Origin of the sequence: Amycolatopsis sp. cmx-4-83 (assembly GCF_046548815.1) — a bacterium.
GTDB classification, from domain to species: domain Bacteria; phylum Actinomycetota; class Actinomycetes; order Mycobacteriales; family Pseudonocardiaceae; genus Amycolatopsis; species Amycolatopsis pretoriensis_A.
Genome location: NZ_JAEBEF010000012.1, coordinates 76141 through 94248 on the forward strand (window position 1 = coordinate 76141; position 18108 = coordinate 94248).

18 protein-coding genes are annotated in these 18108 nt (G+C 71.1%); 4 read left to right on the forward strand and 14 right to left on the reverse strand.

All coding sequences use genetic code 11. From position 1 onward, the window contains the following. The first annotated feature begins 119 nt into the window (after window positions 1-119). Entirely contained in the window at window positions 120-767 is a 648-nt protein-coding gene (locus ACLJQM_RS34585) for a TetR/AcrR family transcriptional regulator (protein ID WP_247016100.1), read from the forward strand. A 371-nt stretch (window positions 768-1138) separates the two neighbouring features. Here ACLJQM_RS34585 and ACLJQM_RS34590 read toward each other — a convergent pair whose 3' ends face one another. Beyond that, complete coding sequence (locus ACLJQM_RS34590; RefSeq protein ID WP_410634574.1) at window positions 1139-2323, reverse strand: amino acid deaminase/aldolase; 1185 nt, start codon at window positions 2321-2323, stop codon at window positions 1139-1141. A gap of 85 nt (window positions 2324-2408) precedes the next feature. On the opposite strand from ACLJQM_RS34590, the gene ACLJQM_RS34595 reads away from it, so the two are divergent. Continuing rightward, window positions 2409-3704 (forward strand): D-arabinono-1,4-lactone oxidase, encoded by a 1296-nt coding sequence (locus ACLJQM_RS34595; RefSeq protein WP_410634576.1) that lies wholly within the window; start codon window positions 2409-2411, stop codon window positions 3702-3704. On the opposite strand, the gene ACLJQM_RS34600 is transcribed toward ACLJQM_RS34595, so the two are convergent. Genes ACLJQM_RS34600 through ACLJQM_RS34610 form a run of 3 tightly spaced genes read right to left on the reverse strand, consistent with a single transcriptional unit; the run spans window position 3701 to window position 5959 of the window. After that, the gene (locus ACLJQM_RS34600; protein ID WP_247016106.1) at window positions 3701-4651 is read right to left on the reverse strand and encodes a ribose-phosphate diphosphokinase; all 951 of its coding nucleotides are present in this window, start codon (window positions 4649-4651) and stop codon (window positions 3701-3703) included. The genes ACLJQM_RS34595 and ACLJQM_RS34600 overlap by 4 nt on opposite strands. Continuing rightward, on the reverse strand, window positions 4648-5298 hold the full coding sequence (locus ACLJQM_RS34605) for an NAD(P)H-binding protein (protein ID WP_410634577.1): 651 nt from the start codon (window positions 5296-5298) through the stop codon (window positions 4648-4650). Before ACLJQM_RS34605 ends, ACLJQM_RS34600 begins: the two co-directional genes overlap by 4 nt. A 10-nt stretch (window positions 5299-5308) precedes the next feature. Next, window positions 5309-5959: a hypothetical protein gene (locus tag ACLJQM_RS34610; protein ID WP_360775224.1), complete on the reverse strand. Its 651-nt coding sequence runs from the start codon at window positions 5957-5959 to the stop codon at window positions 5309-5311. Between the two features lie 399 nt (window positions 5960-6358). Here ACLJQM_RS34610 and ACLJQM_RS34615 point away from each other — a divergent pair, with 399 nt between their 5' ends. Both ACLJQM_RS34615 and ACLJQM_RS34620 read left to right on the forward strand, forming a co-directional pair. Next, window positions 6359-7429, forward strand: coding sequence for an HpcH/HpaI aldolase/citrate lyase family protein (locus ACLJQM_RS34615; protein ID WP_410634579.1), 1071 nt, complete (start codon window positions 6359-6361; stop codon window positions 7427-7429). Further along, window positions 7426-8277: an HpcH/HpaI aldolase/citrate lyase family protein gene (locus tag ACLJQM_RS34620; protein ID WP_410634580.1), complete on the forward strand. Its 852-nt coding sequence runs from the start codon at window positions 7426-7428 to the stop codon at window positions 8275-8277. The genes ACLJQM_RS34615 and ACLJQM_RS34620 overlap by 4 nt, the downstream gene beginning before the upstream one ends. 18 nt (window positions 8278-8295) lie before the next feature. Here the strand turns inward: ACLJQM_RS34620 and ACLJQM_RS34625 are convergent, their stop codons facing one another. From ACLJQM_RS34625 to ACLJQM_RS34670, 10 genes are all read right to left on the reverse strand, one after another. After that, window positions 8296-9129 (reverse strand): hypothetical protein, encoded by an 834-nt coding sequence (locus tag ACLJQM_RS34625; protein WP_410634582.1) that lies wholly within the window; start codon window positions 9127-9129, stop codon window positions 8296-8298. After that, window positions 9122-9637 (reverse strand): RNA polymerase sigma factor, encoded by a 516-nt coding sequence (locus ACLJQM_RS34630; RefSeq protein ID WP_410634583.1) that lies wholly within the window; start codon window positions 9635-9637, stop codon window positions 9122-9124. Before ACLJQM_RS34630 ends, ACLJQM_RS34625 begins: the two co-directional genes overlap by 8 nt. A gap of 62 nt (window positions 9638-9699) precedes the next feature. Continuing rightward, window positions 9700-11085: an amidase gene (locus tag ACLJQM_RS34635; RefSeq protein ID WP_410634584.1), complete on the reverse strand. Its 1386-nt coding sequence runs from the start codon at window positions 11083-11085 to the stop codon at window positions 9700-9702. Between the two features lie 9 nt (window positions 11086-11094). Beyond that, entirely contained in the window at window positions 11095-11850 is a 756-nt protein-coding gene (locus ACLJQM_RS34640; RefSeq protein ID WP_360775246.1) for an SDR family NAD(P)-dependent oxidoreductase, read from the reverse strand. Further along, window positions 11847-13259, reverse strand: a complete 1413-nt coding sequence (locus tag ACLJQM_RS34645; RefSeq protein ID WP_410634585.1) for an aldehyde dehydrogenase family protein — start codon at window positions 13257-13259, stop codon at window positions 11847-11849. The genes ACLJQM_RS34640 and ACLJQM_RS34645 overlap by 4 nt, the downstream gene beginning before the upstream one ends. Beyond that, window positions 13252-14025: an ABC transporter ATP-binding protein gene (locus ACLJQM_RS34650; RefSeq protein WP_410634586.1), complete on the reverse strand. Its 774-nt coding sequence runs from the start codon at window positions 14023-14025 to the stop codon at window positions 13252-13254. Before ACLJQM_RS34650 ends, ACLJQM_RS34645 begins: the two co-directional genes overlap by 8 nt. Next, window positions 14022-14753 carry an ABC transporter ATP-binding protein gene (locus ACLJQM_RS34655; RefSeq protein WP_360775255.1) on the reverse strand — a complete coding sequence of 244 codons (732 nt, stop codon included), beginning with the start codon at window positions 14751-14753 and terminating at the stop codon, window positions 14022-14024. The genes ACLJQM_RS34650 and ACLJQM_RS34655 overlap by 4 nt, the downstream gene beginning before the upstream one ends. Further along, window positions 14750-15556: an ABC transporter permease gene (locus ACLJQM_RS34660; protein ID WP_360775258.1), complete on the reverse strand. Its 807-nt coding sequence runs from the start codon at window positions 15554-15556 to the stop codon at window positions 14750-14752. Before ACLJQM_RS34660 ends, ACLJQM_RS34655 begins: the two co-directional genes overlap by 4 nt. Then, window positions 15556-16500 (reverse strand): ABC transporter permease, encoded by a 945-nt coding sequence (locus ACLJQM_RS34665; RefSeq protein ID WP_360775261.1) that lies wholly within the window; start codon window positions 16498-16500, stop codon window positions 15556-15558. The genes ACLJQM_RS34660 and ACLJQM_RS34665 overlap by 1 nt, the downstream gene beginning before the upstream one ends. Further along, window positions 16497-17987, reverse strand: a complete 1491-nt coding sequence (locus ACLJQM_RS34670) for an ABC transporter substrate-binding protein (protein ID WP_410634588.1) — start codon at window positions 17985-17987, stop codon at window positions 16497-16499. Before ACLJQM_RS34670 ends, ACLJQM_RS34665 begins: the two co-directional genes overlap by 4 nt. Between the last annotated feature and the right edge of the window lie 121 nt (window positions 17988-18108).

The window sequence follows — 18108 nt, forward strand, 5'->3', positions numbered from 1 at the left end:
CCCCTTCGTCAGACACCCCTTCGGGTGAACATGAAAAGTTCTCATATACTAGGTCTTCACTCGTCCGTGGGGAAGCCCGTCGGCACGATAAAGTCCCAGATCAGACGAGGAGGAGCGCCGTGTCCGACATCCAGGCCGCGAAGGTGCCGGCAGAAGCCACCCCCTTGCGCCGCCAGCCGGTTCAGCAACGCAGCGCCAAACGCGTCGAGCAGATGCTCGACGCGAGCGCGGCGTTGATCGACGAGCTCGGTTACGACGCGCTGACGACCACCCTGATCGCCAAGCGCGCCGGGGTGGCCGTGGGGTCGCTGTACCAGTTCTTCCCGGACAAGCGCGCCGTGGTACAAGCGCTTACCGCCCGCAACCTGGAGAGGTTCGTGGGCGCGGTGAACGAGCGCCTGAAGCAGCTCGGGCCGGAGCACTGGTGGGACGTCGTGGACTCGATCCTCGACATCTACCTCGAGATGCACCGCTCGGTCCCGGGCTTTTCGAAGGTCCACTTCGGCGACATCATCGACCGCCAGCTGCTCGACGAAACGCGCGACAACAACGCGGTGATCGTGGATTCCCTGACGGACCTGGTGTCCACGCAGGTCGATCGGCCGGTGGAGGACCTGCGGTTCGCGATCGGCATCGCCAACGAGGTGGCGGATGCGTTGCTGAAGCTGGCGTTCCGCAAGGACCCGCGCGGGGACGAGAAGATCGTCGCTGAAGCGAAGTACGTGGTGAAGGGGTACCTGGCGGCCCGGTTCGGGGAACGGTCGTAGTTGTCCACAGAAGTTGTCCACAGGCATGCACAGCTGTGGACAACCCGGTGGTTTCGGGCCGGCTTGTCGGTGGGCGCCGATAGACTGGAAGCGGGGGTTCCCCCGGGGAAGGGCGGGCCGCGCGCGGGGGTTGGCGGCGAGGGGTTGCCGGCGTGGACGGCGGTTCTGCGGACCAGGCCGGCCCGCATCCCGCTGACGCCGACGTTGTGAACGACTCTTTCCTGTCGTCGGACGAGGTGAACGAGTCGTTCATGACGTTCTTGCCGTGCCGGGGTGAGCGGGGATTCGCCCGTCCGGGAGCTGGGACAAACCACGTCCGCGCGGCGAGGCGGAGCGTTCTGCCGCACGGACGCGGGACACACGGGCCGCCGTCAGCCGAAGTTCTGGTGCTCGCCTCGGTACGTCGGGACCGTGCGCTCGACCCGGTCGCCCAGGACCAAGTGGTAGTGCGTGAACCGCTCCGCCAGCTCGCCCGCCTTCGCGTGCCGCAGCCACACCCGGTCGCCCAGCTTCAAGCTTCGGGCGGCTCGGCCCGTCACCGGGGTCTGGACCTCGCCCGCGCCTTCGAAGCCCAGCAGCTTCAAGCCCGTCGGCAGGTACGGCTGCGGGACGCGCGAAGCGCCCGTCGGGCCGGAAGCGATGTAGCCGCCCGAAAACAGGGTCGCGATGGAGCGGGTCGGACGGCGGACCACCGGCAGCGCGAACAACGCTGCCGGGCGGGGGCTGAAGCGGGAGTAGCCGTCGAACAGCGTCGGGCCGATCAGGCCCGAGCCCGCCGCGATCTCCGTGACCACCGCGTCCGCGCCCGTGGACTCGATGCTTCCCGTGCCGCCGCCGTTCACGAACTCCAGCGACGTCACCGCCTGGACCGCGCGGACCGCTTCGCCGCGGCGGCGGTTCAGCTCGGCCGCCGAACGACGTTGCATCCAGCCGATCACCAGCCGGTTCGCCCGGCCGCCCGCCGCGTCGCCGAGGCCCGCGATCTGGCCTTCGTACGCCATCACGCCCACCAGGCGGAACCCCGGGCGGGCGACGATCTGGCGGGCCAGCGTCGCAGCCTGCTTCGGGGTGAACACCGGCGAGCGGCGCGTGCCGACGTGGACGCCCGGCAGCGGGCGCCAGGACGCGTCCAGCTCCAGGCACACGCGGATTTCCGGGTGGCCGTGGCCGAGGGCCGCGTCCACCAGGTCCAGGTGTTCCGGCGAGTCGACCATGATCGCGATCGCCGCGCGCGCGGAATCCGACGCGGCCAGGCGGCGGAGGGCTTCGTGGTCGGCCGTCGGGTAGGCGACGACGATGTCCTCGGTCGTGCCCTGCTCGACGTGCCAGACGGCTTCGGCGAGCGAGTAGCACATCAGGCCTTCGAAGCCCGGCATCGCGAGCACGCGCTCCAGCAGCGCCCGGCAGCGGACCGACTTGCTGACCACGCGGATCGGCTTGCCCGCCGCGCGGCGACGGAGGTCGTCGGCGTTCGCGTCGAACGCCGCCAAGTCGACCACGGCCAAGGGCGGGTCGAGGTCCTTGGTCGCCAAGTCGTACACCGTCGCACTGGTCACGAGGTCTAAAGTACGACACGAAGGCTTGAAACGCGAATAGTATTCACTTACTGTTTCGAGCACTCGACCGATGGAGGGCGCGCGGATGACCCGGTGGACCAACTGGGCGGGCACGGCGTCCGCCTCGCCGCGGCACGTTCACCAGCCGCGCAGCGCGGCCGAGATCGCCGCGGCCGTCGAAAGTGTCGCCACGGCGGGCCGGACCGTGCGGCCCTGGGGCAGCGGGCACTCCTTCACCGCGATCGCCGTCGCCGACTCCGATGCCCTCGACCTGCGGCACTGGACCGGGATCGAGCGCGTCGACGTCGAGACCGGGCACGTCACCGTCCGCTCCGGCACCACGATCAAGCAGCTCAACGCCGCCCTCGACACGCTCGGGCTGGCCATGACCAACCTCGGCGACATCGACGCGCAGACCATCGCCGGCGCGATCTCCACCGGCACCCACGGCACCGGCGCCAAGCTCGGCGGGATCGCCACCCAGATCGCCGCGCTCGAACTCGTCCTCGCGGACGGCTCGGTCGTCACCTGCTCGGCCGACGAAAAGCCCGACCTCTTCGCCGCCGCCCGCGTCGGCCTCGGCGCGCTCGGCGTGATCACCACCGTGACCCTGCGCTGTGAAAAGTCCTTCTACCTGCGCGCACAGGAGCGGCCGGAGCCGCTGGAGCAGGTGCTCGAGGGCTTCCACGACTTCGCCGAGGACAACGAGCACTTCGAGTTCTACTGGTTCCCCTACGGCAAGAACGCGCTGGTCAAGCGCAACAACCGCTGTGAGACGGCCGAACCGCTGAGCAAGGTCCGCGAGTTCGTCGACTACCAGATCATGGAGAACGTCGCTTTCGGCGGACTCTGCCGGACCGGACGGCTGATGCCGCGGCTCGTGCGCCCGCTGAACAACTTCGCGTCGAACATGCTTTCCGCGCGCGAGTACAGCGACACCTCGCACCGCGTCTTCGTCACCGCGCGCAACGTCCGGTTCACCGAAACGGAATACGCTGTTCCGCGTGAATCAGTGCTGGACGTGCTCGCTGAACTACGGGCAGTGGTGCCGAAGCTGAAGGACCCGGTGATGTTCCCGGTCGAGGTGCGGGTCGCCGCGGCCGACGACATCTGGCTGTCGACCGCGCAGGGCCGCGACTCCGCCTACATCGCGATCCACCAGTTCGCCGGCATGCCGTACCGCGAGTACTTCAGCGCGTTCGAGAAGATCGCCGGCGCGGTCGGCGGCCGCCCGCACTGGGGCAAGATGCACGACCTCGACGCCGGCGTCCTCCGCTCGCGCTACCCGCACTTCGACGACTTCCTGCGCGTGCGCAAGGAAACCGACCCGAACGGCGTGTTCACCAACACCTACCTGGACCGGGTGCTGGGCAAGGTCTAGAAGAGCGCCGACACCGATTCGCCGTTGTGGATCCGGCGGATCGCCTCGGCCATGGCCGGGGCGATCGACAGGATCTTCAGCTTCTCGGTGCGCTCCTCCTCGGGCACCGGAACCGTGTTGGTGCAGACGATCTCCAGCACCTCCGGCCGGCCGCCGATGCGCTCGATGGCCTTCGCCGCGAACAGCCCGTGCGTGCACGCCACCCGGATCGACCGCGGCTCCAGCTCGGCCAGCTTGTCCAGCAGCTCGATCACCGTGCTGCCCTTGGCGATCTCGTCGTCGAGCACGATGACGTCGCGGCCGGTGATCTCGCCGATGACCGAGCTGATCTGGACGCGGTCGTCCGGGAAGCGCTCCTTCGCGCCGGCCGCGACCTGGACGCCGAGGAGCCGCGCGAAGTGCGACGCCTCCTTCGCGTTCCCCAGGTCGGGCGAGACGACGGTGGTGCGCGAGAGGTCGTACTGCCGGAAGTGCTTCGCCAGCTCCTGCAGCGCGTGCAGGTGGTCGACCGGGACGCTGAAGAAGCCGTGCACCTGCGGCGAGTGCAGGGTCATCGCGAGCACGCGGCTCGCGCCCGCGGTCACCAGCAGGTCGGCGACCAGGCGGCCGCCGATGGAGATGCGCGGTGCGTCCTTCTTGTCCGAGCGCGCGTAGGAGTAGTGCGGCATCACGGCGGTGATCCGCGACGCCGACGCACCGCGCGCCGCGTCGAGCATCAGCAGCAGCTCGACCAGGTGCTCCTGCACCGGCTTGACCAGCGGCTGGATGATGAAGACGTCCCGCTCGCGGCAGTTGGCCTGCAGCTGCACCTCGAGGCAGTCGTTCGCGAACCGCCGGACCTCCGCCGGTCGCAACGGCACGCCCAGGTGCGCACAGATCTCTTCGGCCAGCTCGGGGTGCGCACTACCGCTGAAGACGGCGATCTCTCTCGACGCTTCAGAGATCACAGCGCGGAGACCGCTTCGCCGATGGCGTCCTCGCCCGAGATCAGCGTCAGGGTGCGACCGACGGACGACGGCGTGTCGAGCAGGGCCACGAGCACCGCGGCGACGTCGTCACGCGGGATCGGGCCACGGCCCGTCTGCTCGGCCAGCAGCACCAGGCCGGTACCGGGGTCGTCGGTGAGCGATCCCGGCCGCAGGATCGTCCAGTCGAGGTCGCGGGCCTTGAGGTCGTCTTCCGCCGCGCGCTTGGCGCGCAGGTAGTGCCGGAACTCCTCGGTGACGTCGGGGTTGTCCGGGTTGTCGGCGCCGATCGAGCCCACCTGGATGTGCCGCCGGACCCCGGCCCGCTCGGCCGCTTCGGCGAACAGCGCCGCGGCGCCCCTGTCCACAGTGTCCTTGCGGGCGGTACCGCTGCCCGGGCCGGCCCCGGCGGCGAACACCGCGGCGTCGGCACCTTTCAGCACTTCGGCGACGGCGTCCACATCGGAGTTCTCGAGATCCAGCACCACGCCTCGGGCGCCGGCGGCCTCGAGGTCCGCCGCGTGGGCGGGGTTCCGGATGATGCCGACCGCTTCGTCCCCGCGCGCGGCGAGCAGCCGCTCCAGCCGCAGCGCGATCTGACCGTGTCCACCTGCAATGACGACTCGCATGGAGCCGACCCTAGTGCGAAGCGGGCGCCTCTGCGGTCCGGAGCAGGTGGTCGTAGACCAGCTCGTTCACCAGCCGCGAGACCGGGTCCTCGGCCAGCAGCACGCGCTCGGTGCGGCCCTCGAGGTCGAGGTCGACGACCGCGTTCGGGTCGGCGGTCACGACGGCGAGGCCGTACGCGCGGGCGCGCGGCAGGCAGTTGCCGACGTAGTCCTCGGTGAGGATGGCCGGCGAGGGGAGCACCATCGCGGCCTCGCCGTAGCGGGCGAACGGAACCGCGGAGGCCATCGCGGTGCGCCAGTGGCGCGCGACGGCCAGGACGCCGACGATCTCGGCGGCCGGGGCGGGGGCGGTTCCGGCCAGCTCCGGCCAGGTCCAGGTGTCGACGGTGGCGCGATCGGCCACCGGGCCGGCACCCATCGCGATGCGCTCGGCGTGCACGTCGGTGCGAAGCTTGGCGACCACGCAGACCTTGCGGCCCAGGATCGTGGTCTCGGGCAGGACGATGCCGTTCCAGCCCAGCTGGGCCGCGGCGGCGGTGGCGAGCTCGTCGACGCTCGCGGGGAGCTCGATCGGCGGCACCACGCGGCTCGGCATCGACCGGCTGCGCTTCGCGCCACCGGCGACCGTCGAGCGCTCGGTGTTCTGAGGTGTAGCCGCCACGAGTCCGCCTCCTTCTTACCTGCACCGCTTCGTGACCGGTGAAAACCGGCACCTCACTTGTCTAACAGCGCGGCGGCGCGGCGTCGCCGGGTAAGGCGCGTGGCTGCGATCGGCGGCGCTCAGCGATCGATGACCGGTCGGTAGGCGGTCATCCGACTTCGGTCGAACGGTGCGGCCAACCGAGTGATCGCGAGGTGAGTGGCATTACCGTCCGCCCGCGGCCGACTACCGGGGGCAGGATCGCCGACTAGCCCGTTCGGTGCAATCCACAGTGGACGCGGGCCGCTGAGCTGCGGTTGCCCGGCGTCGCTCCCCCGACGGTGACTTGCGCCGCAGCGGCCGGAGGCGCCCCGGACTAAAGTTACCGATCAGTCACTTAGTCGTCGCCGTGGAGGACCGATGCGCTCCCCGAAGGACTTCTTCGCCCCGCTCGCCCTGGGCGCGCCCGCCCCCGTGCGGGAGATCCCGGTGACGCCGTCCCGGATGATCCACTTCTTCGACCCCGGCAACGAGAAGATGGCCGCGAAGGTGCCGGACATCGCGAAGAAGGTCGACGTCCTGCTCGGCAACCTCGAGGACGCGGTCCGCGCGGACCGCAAAGAAGCCGCGCGCGCCGGGCTCGTCTCGATCGCCAAGGCGAACGACTTCGGCAGGACGCAGCTGTGGACCCGGGTGAACAGCCTGGACTCGCCGTGGGTGCTCGACGACCTGGTGACGCTCGTCACCGAGATCGGCGACAAGCTCGACGTGATCATGGTGCCGAAGGTCGAGGGCGCGCAGGACATCCACTACGTCGACCGGCTGCTGGCCCAGCTCGAAGCGCGGGCCGGCCTGACGAAGCCGTTGCTGGTGCACGCGATCCTCGAAACGGCGAGCGGCGTGGCCAATGTGGAGGAGATCGCCGGGGCGAGTCCGCGCATGCAGGGCATCTCGCTCGGCCCGGCCGACCTGGCCGCGAGCCGCCGGATGAAGACGACCCGCGTCGGCGGCGGCCACCCGGGCTACCTGGTGCGCACCGACCCGACCGGCGACGACCTGACCGAAGGCCGCACGACGTACCAGCAGGACCTGTGGCACTACACGGTCGCGCGGATGGTGGACGCCTGCGCGATGCACGGGATCCTGCCGTACTACGGGCCGTTCGGGGACATCCGCGACGTCGTCGCGTGCGAGGACCAGTTCCGCAACGCGTTCCTGCTCGGCTGCGTCGGCGCGTGGAGCCTGCACCCGGTGCAGATCGACATCGCGAAGAAGGTGTTCTCGCCTTCGCCGTCCGATGTGGCCTGGGCGCGGCGCGTCATCGCCGAGATGGGCGACGGCACGGGCGCGGTGATGATCGACGGGAAGATGCAGGACGACGCGTCGGTGAAGCAGTGCCGCGTGGTCGCCGAACTGGCCGACGCCCTCGCGGCGGACGACCCCGAACTCGCCGCGGCCTACGACGCCGCCACCAAGGAGACCCTCGGATGACCACGCCCCGCCGCTCCGTCCTCTACATGCCCGGCGCGAACGAAAGAGCGCTGGAGAAGGCCAAGACGATCCCGGCCGACGCGCTGATCCTCGACCTCGAGGACGCCGTCTCCCCCGACGCCAAGGAAGCCGCACGCGAGCGGGTCTGCGCGGCGGTCGGTTCCTACGGCGACCGCGAAGTGACGATCCGGGTCAACGGCCTGGACACCGAGTGGCACGACGCCGACCTGCGCGCGGCCGCGTCCGCCGGCCCGGCCGCGGTGGTCGTGCCGAAGGTGAACTCGGCGGCCGAGGTGCACAACATCGAGCGCGCGCTGGAACTCGGCGGCGCCCCGGACCGCACGAAGATCTGGGCGATGCTCGAGACGCCGGTCGCGGTGCTGCACGCGGAGGAGATCGCGGCGGCGTCCGAGCGGCTGACCGTGCTGGTGCTGGGCACGAACGACCTGGCCAAGGAACTGCACGCGGAGTTCGTCCCGGGCCGCGGCCCGCTGCTGGGCGGGCTTTCGCTGTGCCTGCTGGCCGCGCGCGCGACCGGCAAGGTGATCCTCGACGGCGTCTACAACGACGTGAAGGACCTCGAGGGTTTCGAAGCGGAGTGCGAGCAGGGCCGGCAGTACGGCTTCGACGGGAAGACGCTGATCCACCCGGCGCAGGTGGAGCCGTGCAACCGGATCTTCGCCCCTTCGGAGGCGGAGATCGACCGCTCGCGGCGGATCATCGACGCCTTCGAGGAGGCGCGCGCCGCGGGCCGCGGCGTGGTCACTGTGGACGGTCGGATGATCGAGAACCTGCACGTCGACAACGCGCGGCGGGTGCTGGCGCTGGCCGAGGCCGTCAAGAGCTGACGGCCCCGGCCACCGGGGTCACTTCGGCAGGTCGTCCGTCCACTCGCCACTGACCGTGTAGCCGTCGCCGTCCACGCTCTTGACCGGGGCGCCCTTGGCGTCCAGGTACATCGACGCGCCGGTCACGGTGCCGGTCGACGGGTCGATGGTGAGGTGGCCGCCGCCCGGGAGCTGGACCGTGCGGCCGTCCGGGGCCGCGCTGACGCCGGGGTACGCGGCGATCGCGCGGAACGCCGCCGCCTGGACCGCCGGGGGTGCGGGCACTGCCGTGACCAGAGAAATCAGGGCCTGGAGCACCGTCAGGTCCAGGCCGCCGGGGTAGCTGCCGCTGCGTTTGATCGAGTCCGTGAGCCAGGCCCGCAGGGCCGCCGGTTCGGTGGGCAGGGCTTGGATCTGCCCGAGCGTGAGCTCGGCGCCGAACATCCGGAACGGCCGCACCTGCGGCTGGAGAACGGCCTTGCCGTGGGTCTTCGCGCCGCGGTACCACTCGTGCCCGTCGGCCTTGGTCCAGTACTCCCAGGCTTCGCCGCCCACCTTCGTCGTCACGTGCCAGTAGGTGCGGCCGCCGGTCTGGGCGCGCTCGGCGGCGGCCAGCAGGATCGCCTGGCCGGTGCTGACCGGGACCACCGCCTGCGGAGGTACCGGTTCCGGAACCGGGGTGGCGGGCAGGGTCGCGACCACGACGGCGGCCGCGGCGGCGACCACGCCGACGCCGATGACGAGCGGGCGGACGCGCCGGGGCCGGGGCGCGGCGAGCATCCGGTTCCGCAGCCGGTGGCGGCTGCGGTCGACGACGTCCGGGGTGGGTTCGGCGGGCAGCAGTGCGGCCCGCAGCGTCTGCAGGTCATCCATCGGAGGCCTCCGGGGCGAGAACAGGGGCGAGCTTCTTGCGGGCACGCGTCAGCCGGGAGCCGACCGTGCCGGGAGAGATGCCGAGCGCTTCGCCGACTTCGGCGTAACCGAGGTCGGCGAGGGCCACGAGCAGCAGGACGTCGCGTTCGCCCGCGGTCAGCCGCGCCAGCGCTTTCGCCAGCTGACCGCTCAGGACGACGCGGTTTTCGTGGCCCTCGACCGGTCGCGGCACCTCGATCCGGGCGAGGGCGCGGTAGTGGCGGGCTTCCTTGCGGCGGTGGCGCGAAACGAGGTTCGTCGCGATGCCGAACAGCCAGGCCCGCAGGTCACCGCGGGCCGGGTCGAACGTCGACCGGCGGTCGTAGGCGACGAGGAACGTCTCCGCGGCGACGTCCTCCGCGGCCTGGGCGCCGAGGCGGCCGGCGACGTAGCGGTAGATCCCGGCGAAGTGGCGGTCGTGCACCTCGGTGAACTGGTCGGCGCCGGTCACCGGGGCTGCCTCTGTCATGGGGTTCCTTCCCGTCGGCGACAGCTTCACCACCACTTCGCCGCGGGACCGGAACTTCTTCCCTACCCGATCGGCCAGGCGCGCTGCGGGCCGCGAAGGCCTTCGTACGCCGCGGCCGCGCGCAGGACGCCGATGTCGTCGAAGCGGCGGCCGCTGAGCTGCAGGCCGATCGGGCGGCCGTCGTCGGTGTAGCCGCAGTTCACCGACACCGCCGGCTGGCCGGACATGTTGTACGGGACGGTGAACGCGATGTGCTCGAACGGCCGCGCCGGGTCGTTCGTCGGCGACGCCCACTCCGCCGGCGGGGCCGCGACCGGGCACGTCGGCGAGAGAACGACGTCGTAAGCGGAAGTCGCGCGCAACGCCGCCACGCTGATCACGTCGATCTGGGCGAAACCGCGGTACACGGCCACTCCGGACAGCTCCGCGCCGCCCGTGGCCCAGTCCGCGATGTACGGGAGGACCTTCGCGCGCCGCTCCGCCGGCAGCCCCTGCATGTCGGACCAGGCGCGCGTGCGCCAGAAGACGTCCAGGCCGTCGAGCATTTCGCGGGTCAGGAAGGGACCGACCGGCTCGACGATCGCGCCCGCGGCCTCGAAGGCGCGGCCCGCCGCGGTGACGGCGTCGAGCGTCGCCGGATCCACCGGGAGGCCGACGCCGGGGTCGAGGTGCAGGCCGACGCGCAGACCGGCCAGGGAACCCGCGGGGGAAGTCCACGGCAGATCCGCCGGCGGCAGGCTCAGGTGGTCACGCTCGTCGGGCGCCGACAGGACGCTCATCAGCAACGCCGTGTCGGCGACCGTCCGCGTCATCGGGCCCGCCACCCGGCCGAGGAACGGCGGGTCGACCGGGACGCGGCCGAAGCTCGGCTTCAGGCCGGTCAGGCCGCACCAGCCCGCCGGTAGCCGGATCGAGCCACCGATGTCGGTGCCGACGTGCAGGGGCCCGTAGCCCGCCGCGGCCGCCGCGCCGGCCCCCGCGCTCGAACCACCGGGCGACGCCGAGGTCAGCCACGGGTTCCGGGCCGTTTCGTGGAAGCTCGAGAGCCCGGACGTCAGCATCCCGTAGTCCGGCATGGTCGTCTTGGCCAGCAGAACGCCGCCGGACTCGCGGACGCGCGCCGCCGCCGGTGCGTCCTCGGCGGCCGGGGTCAGCGCGGTCGCCGCGGTGCCGAGCGGGACCGGCGTGCCGCGGGTCGCGATGTTCTCCTTGAGCGTCAGCGGGACGCCGTCGATCGGGCCGAGCGGCTCGTCGGCCGCCCAGCGCGCTTCGGACGCCTTCGCGTCGTCGAGAGCGCCTGAAGGGTCGTACGCGTACAACGCGTGCAGCTCCGGCTCTCGCGCCTCGATGCGGTGCAACACCGCCTCGGTCACCTCGACCGGCGAGAGCGTCTTCGCGCGGTAGTGCGCGACGAGCTCGACGGCGGTCAGGTCGGGCAACTCGGTCATGCGCGCTCCTTAAGAGGCAGGCGGTTCGAAGCGGCCGTCGACGGCGGTCCAGCCGCCGTCCACCGCGAGCACGGAGCCGGTGACGAACGACGAAGCGTCCGAAGCGAGGTACACGACCGCGCCGGCGAGCTCGTCCGGCCGCGCCCAGCGCCCCAACGCGCCCTTCGCCGCGTACGCGTCGTACCACTCGGGGTTCGCCTTGATCTGCGCGGTCAACGGCGTCTCGACGACGCCGGGCGCGATGGCGTTGACCCGCACGCCGGCCGGGCCGAACTCCGCCGCCGCCGTCCGGAACAGCTGGACCAGCCCGGCTTTCGTGGCCGCGTACGGACCTTGGCCGGGCTCGACGGTCGTGCCGCGGATCGACGAGAAGCCGATGATGCTGCCCCGCCCGCGCGCGACCATGTCGGCACCGAAGACGCGCACGACCTCGAACGACACACCGAGGTTCAGCGCGATGACGCGGTCGAACTCCTCGCGCGTGTAGTCCAGCAGCCGCTTGCGGACGTTCGTCGCGGCGGTCAGCACGACGACGTCGAGCGGGCCGAGCTCGCTCGCCGCCTTGTCCACGGCACGGGGCGCGAGCAGGTCGATTTCGTACGCCTCGCCGACGCCCGCCTCGCGCGCGGCTTGGAGGTCGCGGTCCGCGCACACCACGTCGGCGCCGTGCGCGGCCAGCGCGCGAGCGGCTTCGCGGCCGATGCCACCGGCGCCGAGCACGAGCGCGCGGCGGCCGTCCAAGCGGAACAACGTCGAGTAGTTCACGGGCGCAGCACCGCCATCCTCGTCACGGTCAGCTCTTCGACGGCGAACCGCGGCCCTTCGCGGCCGATGCCGGAGTCCTTCACCCCGCCGTAGGGCATGGTGTCCGAGCGGAACCCGGGCACCTCGTTGACGACGACGCCGCCGACCTCCAGCTCGTCGAGCGCGCGGAACGCCGTGTTCAAGGACTTGCTGTAGACGCTGGCGTGGAGGCCGTAGCGGGACGCGTTGACCGCGGCGAAGGCTTCGTCCACATCGGACACCGTGCGCACGCAGACGACCGGGCCGAAGATCTCCTCGTCCCAGGCTTCGACGCCGTCCGGGACGTCGAGCAGGACCGCCGGCCGCAGCACTGTGCCGTCGACACCCCCGCCGAACCGGCGGCCGCCGGCCTTTTCGATCCAGGCGGCGACGCGGTCGGTGGACGCGGGGTCGATCAGCGCGGACACCCGCGTCCGCTCGTCCCGCGGATCGCCGACGACGACTTCGCCGAGCCGCGCCAGCAGCCGTTCGGTGAACTCCTCGGCGACCGGCGCGACGACGAGCACACGCTGCACCGAGATGCAGGCCTGGCCGGACGCGTAGAACCCGCCGCGCAGCACGGCGTCCACCGCGGCTTCGAGGTCCGCGTCCGCCGCGACGACGAGCGCCGCGTTCGAACCCAGCTCCAGCAGCGTTTTCGTCGGGGCCGCGTCGCGGGCGATGCGGTGGCCGACCGCGGCCGAGCCGGTGAACGAGACCGCGCCGATCCGGCGGTCGGTCGTCAGCGCGGCACCCACCCCGGCGTCGCCGGTGACCAGCTGGACCATGGCGGGAAGCGGCGCGAGCGTCCGGACCAGGTGCACCAGCCACAGGGTGGCCAACGGCGTCTGGGGCGCGGGCTTGACGATCACCGGGCAGCCCGCGGCGATCGCCGGGGCGATCTTGTGCGACGCCAGCAGCAGCGGGTAGTTGAAGCCCGCGATGCCGACGACGACGCCGATCGGCTTGCGCTTCCAGAACCCGACCAGTCCGTCGCCGGCGGGCAACAAGTCCAGCGGCACGGTCTCGCCGTGCAGCCGCGACACCTCTTCGGCGGCGGCTTCCCACGTGACGATCGTGCGCGCGACCTCGACGCGGCAGTCGACCAGCGGCTTCCCGGTCTCCAGCACGAGCAGGTCTTCGAACTCCGCGCGTCGCTCCCGCACCGCCGAAGCGACGTCGTTGAGCAGCGAACGCCGAACCCGCGAAGGCAGCGAAGCCACTTCGCGCGCGACGGCGACAGCTTCGTCGACTGCTTGTCGAGCCAGCTCGAGCGTGCCGACCGGCGCGGTGCCGACGACGCTCCCGTCGTAGGGGAATACGATTTCTTCAACGTCCACAGTGGATACCCAGCCCGCTCCGACCGGCAGGCCGCCGGGGTACTCAGCCATCGTCGCCTCCGCTCAGCCGGGCCAGCTCGGCGCGCAGGTTCGGCGCGGCGGCCAGCAGTTCCCGCGTGTACTCGTGCCGCGGCGCCTCGTAGACCTGGCCGACGTCGCCGAGTTCGACGATCTCGCCGCGGCGCATCACGGCCACGCGGTCGCAGACGTGCCGGACGACGCCGAGGTCGTGCGAGACGAAGATCAGCGTCAGCGCGAACTGCTCCACCAGCTGGGCCAGGAGGTCGAGGATCTGGCCGCGCACGGAGACGTCGAGCGCGCTGACCGGCTCGTCGGCGATCAGGACGCTCGGGTGGGGCGCGAGCGCGCGGGCGATGGAGATGCGCTGCCGCTGGCCGCCGGAGAACTGGTGCGGGTAGCGCTGGGCGGCGTCGACGGGCAGGCCGACGGCGGCGAGCAGCTCGGCGACGCGGTCGGGTTCGCGGCGGCCCAGCGGTTCGGAAATGATGTCCCGCACGCGCATGCGGGGGTCGAGCGAACCCATCGGGTCCTGGAAGACGATCTGCAGTTCCGACCGCAGGAAGCCGAGTTTGCGTTCGGGCAGGTCGTCGATCCGGCGGCCTTGGAACGTGACGGTGCCGGCCGTCGGCTTGTCGAGCGCGGCCAGCAGCCGGACCAGCGTGGACTTGCCGGAGCCGGACTCCCCGACGATGCCGAAGCGCTGTCCGGCCTCGACGTCGAAGCTGACGCCGCGCAGCGCGTGGACGTCCCGCCGCGCGTACCGGCGTTCGAGGTCGCGGACTTCGATGATGCTCATCGGCGGCCCTCCAGGTCCGAGGCGTCGAGGAGTTTCCGCGTGTAGGCATGCGAAGGCGAGGTCAGGACTTCGCGCGTCGAGCCCGCTTCGACGATCTCGCCGTCCAGCATCACGAGCACGCGCTCGCACACCGACGCCACCACCGCGAGGTCGTGGCTGATGAAGAGGAGCGCACTTTCACGTGAAAGTGCGGCTTTGATGAGCGAGAGGATCTGGGCCTGCACGGTGACGTCGAGCGCGGTCGTCGGCTCGTCGCAGATCAGCAGCGACGGCTCGTTGGCCAGCGCCATCGCCAGCACGACCCGCTGCCGCTGCCCGCCGGACAGCTGGTGCGGGTACGCGCGAGCGGTGCCCGCCAGCCCGACCGCATCGAGGAGTTCGTCCGCGGACCGGCGGCGGCCGTGGATCCGCCCGGGCTCGGTGACCTGGCGGCCGACGCGCATGGCCGGGTTCAACGCCGTCATCGGCTCCTGGAACACCATGGCCAGCTCGTCGCCGCGCAGCCGGGAGAGGTCCTTTTCGGACATTCCGAGCAGCTCGCGATCGCCCAGCCGGACCGAGCCCGACGCGCGCAGCTCTTCGGGCAGCAGGCCCATGATCGACAACGCCGTCAACGACTTCCCCGAGCCGGACTCGCCGATCAGCCCGACGCGCTCACCCGCGCCGATCTCGAAAGAGACGTCGCGAACGAGGTCGCCGACGCCGAGGCCCCGCACCGAAAGCGTCATACCCGCGCCGCCAATCGGGGGTCCAGGCGGTCGCGCAGGCCGTCGCCGAGGAGGTTGAACCCGAGCACGGCGACGGCGATCGCGATGCCAGGGACCAGCGCCAGCCGCGGGTGCACGGTCAGCAGTTCCTGAGACTCCTGCAGCATCCGGCCCCACGACGGCGTCGGCGGCCGCGTGCCGAAGCCCAGGAACGACAACGCCGCTTCGGCGAGCACGGCGATCGCGAACGACACCGACGCCTGCACGATCAGCAGGCCGGAGATGTTCGGCAGCACGTGCCGCACGGCGATGGTGAGCCGCGACCGGCCGCCGGCCCGCGCGGCGAGCACGAACTCGGTGCTCATCACCTGCAGCGTTCCGGAGCGCGCGATCCGCGCGAACGACGGGATCGTGGCGATGCCGATCGCGACCATCGCGGTCAGCGTGTCCGCCCCGAACACCGCGCCGAACATGATCGCCAGCAGCAGCGCGGGGAACGCGAGCACGAGGTCGTTGACCCGCATGACGAACTCGCCGAGCCACCGCGGGGACATCCCGGCGAGGATGCCCAGCGGCGTGCCGATCACCGCGGCGATGCCGACGGCGACGACACCGACGTACAGCGTGGTGCGGGCGCCGACCATGAGCTGGCTCAGCAGGTCGCGCCCGAACTTGTCGGTGCCGAACCAGTGGGCCGCGCTCGCGTCGAGCAGCCGGCTCGCCGCGTCCACCTTCACCGGGTCGAACGGCGTCCACACGAACGACAGCAGCGCGGCCAGCACGACCAGGCCGACGAGCACCCCGCCGAGGACGAGATTGCGCATCACGAACCCCGCAATCGCGGATCGAGCACGGTGTAGAGGAGGTCGACGACGAAGTTGACCAGCAGCACGCCGACCACCAGCACGAGCACGATCCCCTGCACGGTCAGCAGATCGCGGGAGGCGACGGCGTCGAGCAGCATCGAACCCAGGCCGGGCAGGACGAACACGCGCTCGACGACGACCGCACCGATCAGCAGCGTCGCCAGCTGCAGGCCGAGCACGGTCACCACGGGCACGGAGGCGTTGCGCAAGCCGTGCCGCACCAGCGCTTGCCCCGGCCGCAAGCCCTTGGACCGCGCGGTGCGCAGGTAGTCCTGGCCGAGCGTGTCGAGCACGGCCGAGCGCACATAGCGCGTGAGCACCGCGCCCTGCACCAGACCGAGCGACAACGCGGGGAGGATCAGCCCGCGGACGAACTCGCCCGCGTTCTGGTTGGGCGGTGTCCAGCCGCCCGACGGCAGCCAGCGCAGCTGCACGGCGAAGATCTGCACGAGGATGATCCCGGCGAGGAACGCGGGGATCGCGACGCCGATCTGCGACAGCCCGGAAACGCCCGCACCGGACGCTTTCCGGTGCTTCACCGCGGCGAACGTGCCCGCGGGGACCGCGATCACCAGCGCCACCAGCATGCCCGCGCCGACCAGCCAGAGCGTGACGCCGAGGCGGTCGAGCAGCTGCGGGCCGATGGAGTCGCGCGTGACGTACGAGCGGCCGAAGTCGCCGCGCAGCACACGGGAGATCCAGTCGAAGTACTGCGTGACCAGCGGCCGGTCGATGCCGAACTCCGCGCGGGTCTTGGCGAGCAGCTCCGGCGTCGCGTTGACGCCGAGCGCGACCTGCGCCGGATCGCCCGGCAGCACGGCCATGAACAGGAACACCACGATCGACGCGACCAGCACGCTGACCACGAAGATCGCCACCCGGCGCAGCACCTTGGCGGTCATCGCGGGGCCAGTCCGGTGAGGTCGAACGACTCGCTCACCTGGTTCCGGACGAACCCGCCGACCTTGGCCTTCGCCACGATGACGTTGGGGAACAGGAACAGCCAGTCCGCGGCGGCGTCGGTGTTCAGCTGCCGCGCCACCTGCTTCATGTCCGCGACCTGCTGCTCCGGCGTCCCGCTGTCGGCCTCGGCGAGCAGCTGCCGGACGCGCTTGCTGTCGTAACCCCAGTAGTACTTCGGTTTCCCGAACGTCGTGATGTCGCGGGCTTCGACGTGCTGGATGATCGACAGGTCGTAGTCGTGGTCGGTGAACACCTGCTTCAGCCACACCGCCGGGAAGTCGAGCGGCTCGATCGTGGTCCGGACGCCGACGTCGGCGAGCTGCGACTGGACGACCTGCGCGGCCGACACCGCGTAGGGCAGGTTCGGGATCCGCAGGCGCAGGTTCAGGTTCGTCGCACCGGCTTCGGTCAGCATCGCCTTCGCGCGCCCGGGATCGAACGGGTAGACCTTCGACAGGTCCTCGTACCAGGGATCGGTCGGCGGGACCATGCTGCCGATCAGCGTGCCGCGCCCGGCCCACGCCGTGTCGACCAGCGCCTTCCGGTCGATCGCGTACGTCAGAGCTTGGCGCACGCGGACGTCGTTCAGCGGCGGCCGCGCGCCGTTCATGGCCAGCGTGACCTCGGAGTTCGAGGTGCCCTGGACGACCTGGAACCGGTCGTCGGCCTGGAACTGCGGGATCGAATCGGGCGCGGTGATCGCCGAGATGACGTCGATGCCGTTGCTGGACAACGCGTTGTTCAGCGCGGTCGGGTCCTTGATGTACTTGAGGACGACGGTCGAGTACGCCGGTTTCCGGCCCCAGTACGCGGGGTTCGCCTTCAGCACCACGGAGTCGCCGCGCTTGCGCGCCGCCACGACGTACGGCCCGGTGCCGACCGGCTTGGTCGCCAGATCGGCGACGCCGGTCGGGCTGAACATCGCGCCGAGCCGGCTGGTGAGGCTGAACAGCCAGCCGTTGGACGGCTTCGAGAGCACGACCCGCGCGTGGTCCGGCGCCACGACGTCGACGTGGTCGACGACGTCCATCGTGGACTTGATCGAGATCGTCCAGTCGGTCTTCACGCGCAGCAGCGAGAACTTGACGTCTTCGGCGGTGAAGGGCGCGCCGTTGCTGAACTTGACGCCCGGCTGCAGCTGGAAGTCGTAGGTCTTCCGGTCCGGGCTGATCGTCCACGACTTCGCGAGCAACGGCACCACACGACCCTGCGAGTCGAGCTTCACCAGGCCTTCGTAGACGTTGTAGAGCAGCGCCTGCGGGATCGCGGCGCCGTCCGTGCGCGTGAAGTCGAAGTTCGCCGGCTCCGCCGTGAAGCCGACGGAAAGTGTGTTCGGACCAGCGGAAACGCTCGCCGACGAGCCGGCCGAGCAGCCGGACACCACGAGCAGCAGCGCCGCTGCCAGCACGTGAAGTCGGGCTTTCATTCGGCCTCCAGGGCTGGAACAACCGGGGCCTCGCCCCCGGGCCGGGGGCTCCGCCACCCGGACCCCCGAAAGAAGTTAGTACACTGGTCTGACCAGTAGCCTGACATTGCGGGGACGACGA

What these genes read in the sequence shown, in the direction of transcription:
- ACLJQM_RS34615 (WP_410634579.1), top strand. Translation starts at nt 6,359, where the DNA reads ATGCGCTCCCCGAAGGACTTCTTCGCCCCGCTCGCCCTGGGCGCGCCC.
- ACLJQM_RS34655 (WP_360775255.1), bottom strand. Translation starts at nt 14,753, where the DNA reads ATGACGCTTTCGGTGCGGGGCCTCGGCGTCGGCGACCTCGTTCGCGAC.
- ACLJQM_RS34670 (WP_410634588.1), bottom strand. Translation starts at nt 17,987, where the DNA reads ATGAAAGCCCGACTTCACGTGCTGGCAGCGGCGCTGCTGCTCGTGGTG.
- ACLJQM_RS34635 (WP_410634584.1), bottom strand. Translation starts at nt 11,085, where the DNA reads ATGACCGAGTTGCCCGACCTGACCGCCGTCGAGCTCGTCGCGCACTAC.
- ACLJQM_RS34660 (WP_360775258.1), bottom strand. Translation starts at nt 15,556, where the DNA reads ATGCGCAATCTCGTCCTCGGCGGGGTGCTCGTCGGCCTGGTCGTGCTG.
- ACLJQM_RS34645 (WP_410634585.1), bottom strand. Translation starts at nt 13,259, where the DNA reads ATGGCTGAGTACCCCGGCGGCCTGCCGGTCGGAGCGGGCTGGGTATCC.
- ACLJQM_RS34620 (WP_410634580.1), top strand. Translation starts at nt 7,426, where the DNA reads ATGACCACGCCCCGCCGCTCCGTCCTCTACATGCCCGGCGCGAACGAA.
- ACLJQM_RS34650 (WP_410634586.1), bottom strand. Translation starts at nt 14,025, where the DNA reads ATGAGCATCATCGAAGTCCGCGACCTCGAACGCCGGTACGCGCGGCGG.
- ACLJQM_RS34595 (WP_410634576.1), top strand. Translation starts at nt 2,409, where the DNA reads ATGACCCGGTGGACCAACTGGGCGGGCACGGCGTCCGCCTCGCCGCGG.
- ACLJQM_RS34625 (WP_410634582.1), bottom strand. Translation starts at nt 9,129, where the DNA reads ATGGATGACCTGCAGACGCTGCGGGCCGCACTGCTGCCCGCCGAACCC.
- ACLJQM_RS34630 (WP_410634583.1), bottom strand. Translation starts at nt 9,637, where the DNA reads ATGACAGAGGCAGCCCCGGTGACCGGCGCCGACCAGTTCACCGAGGTG.
- ACLJQM_RS34605 (WP_410634577.1), bottom strand. Translation starts at nt 5,298, where the DNA reads ATGCGAGTCGTCATTGCAGGTGGACACGGTCAGATCGCGCTGCGGCTG.
- ACLJQM_RS34665 (WP_360775261.1), bottom strand. Translation starts at nt 16,500, where the DNA reads ATGACCGCCAAGGTGCTGCGCCGGGTGGCGATCTTCGTGGTCAGCGTG.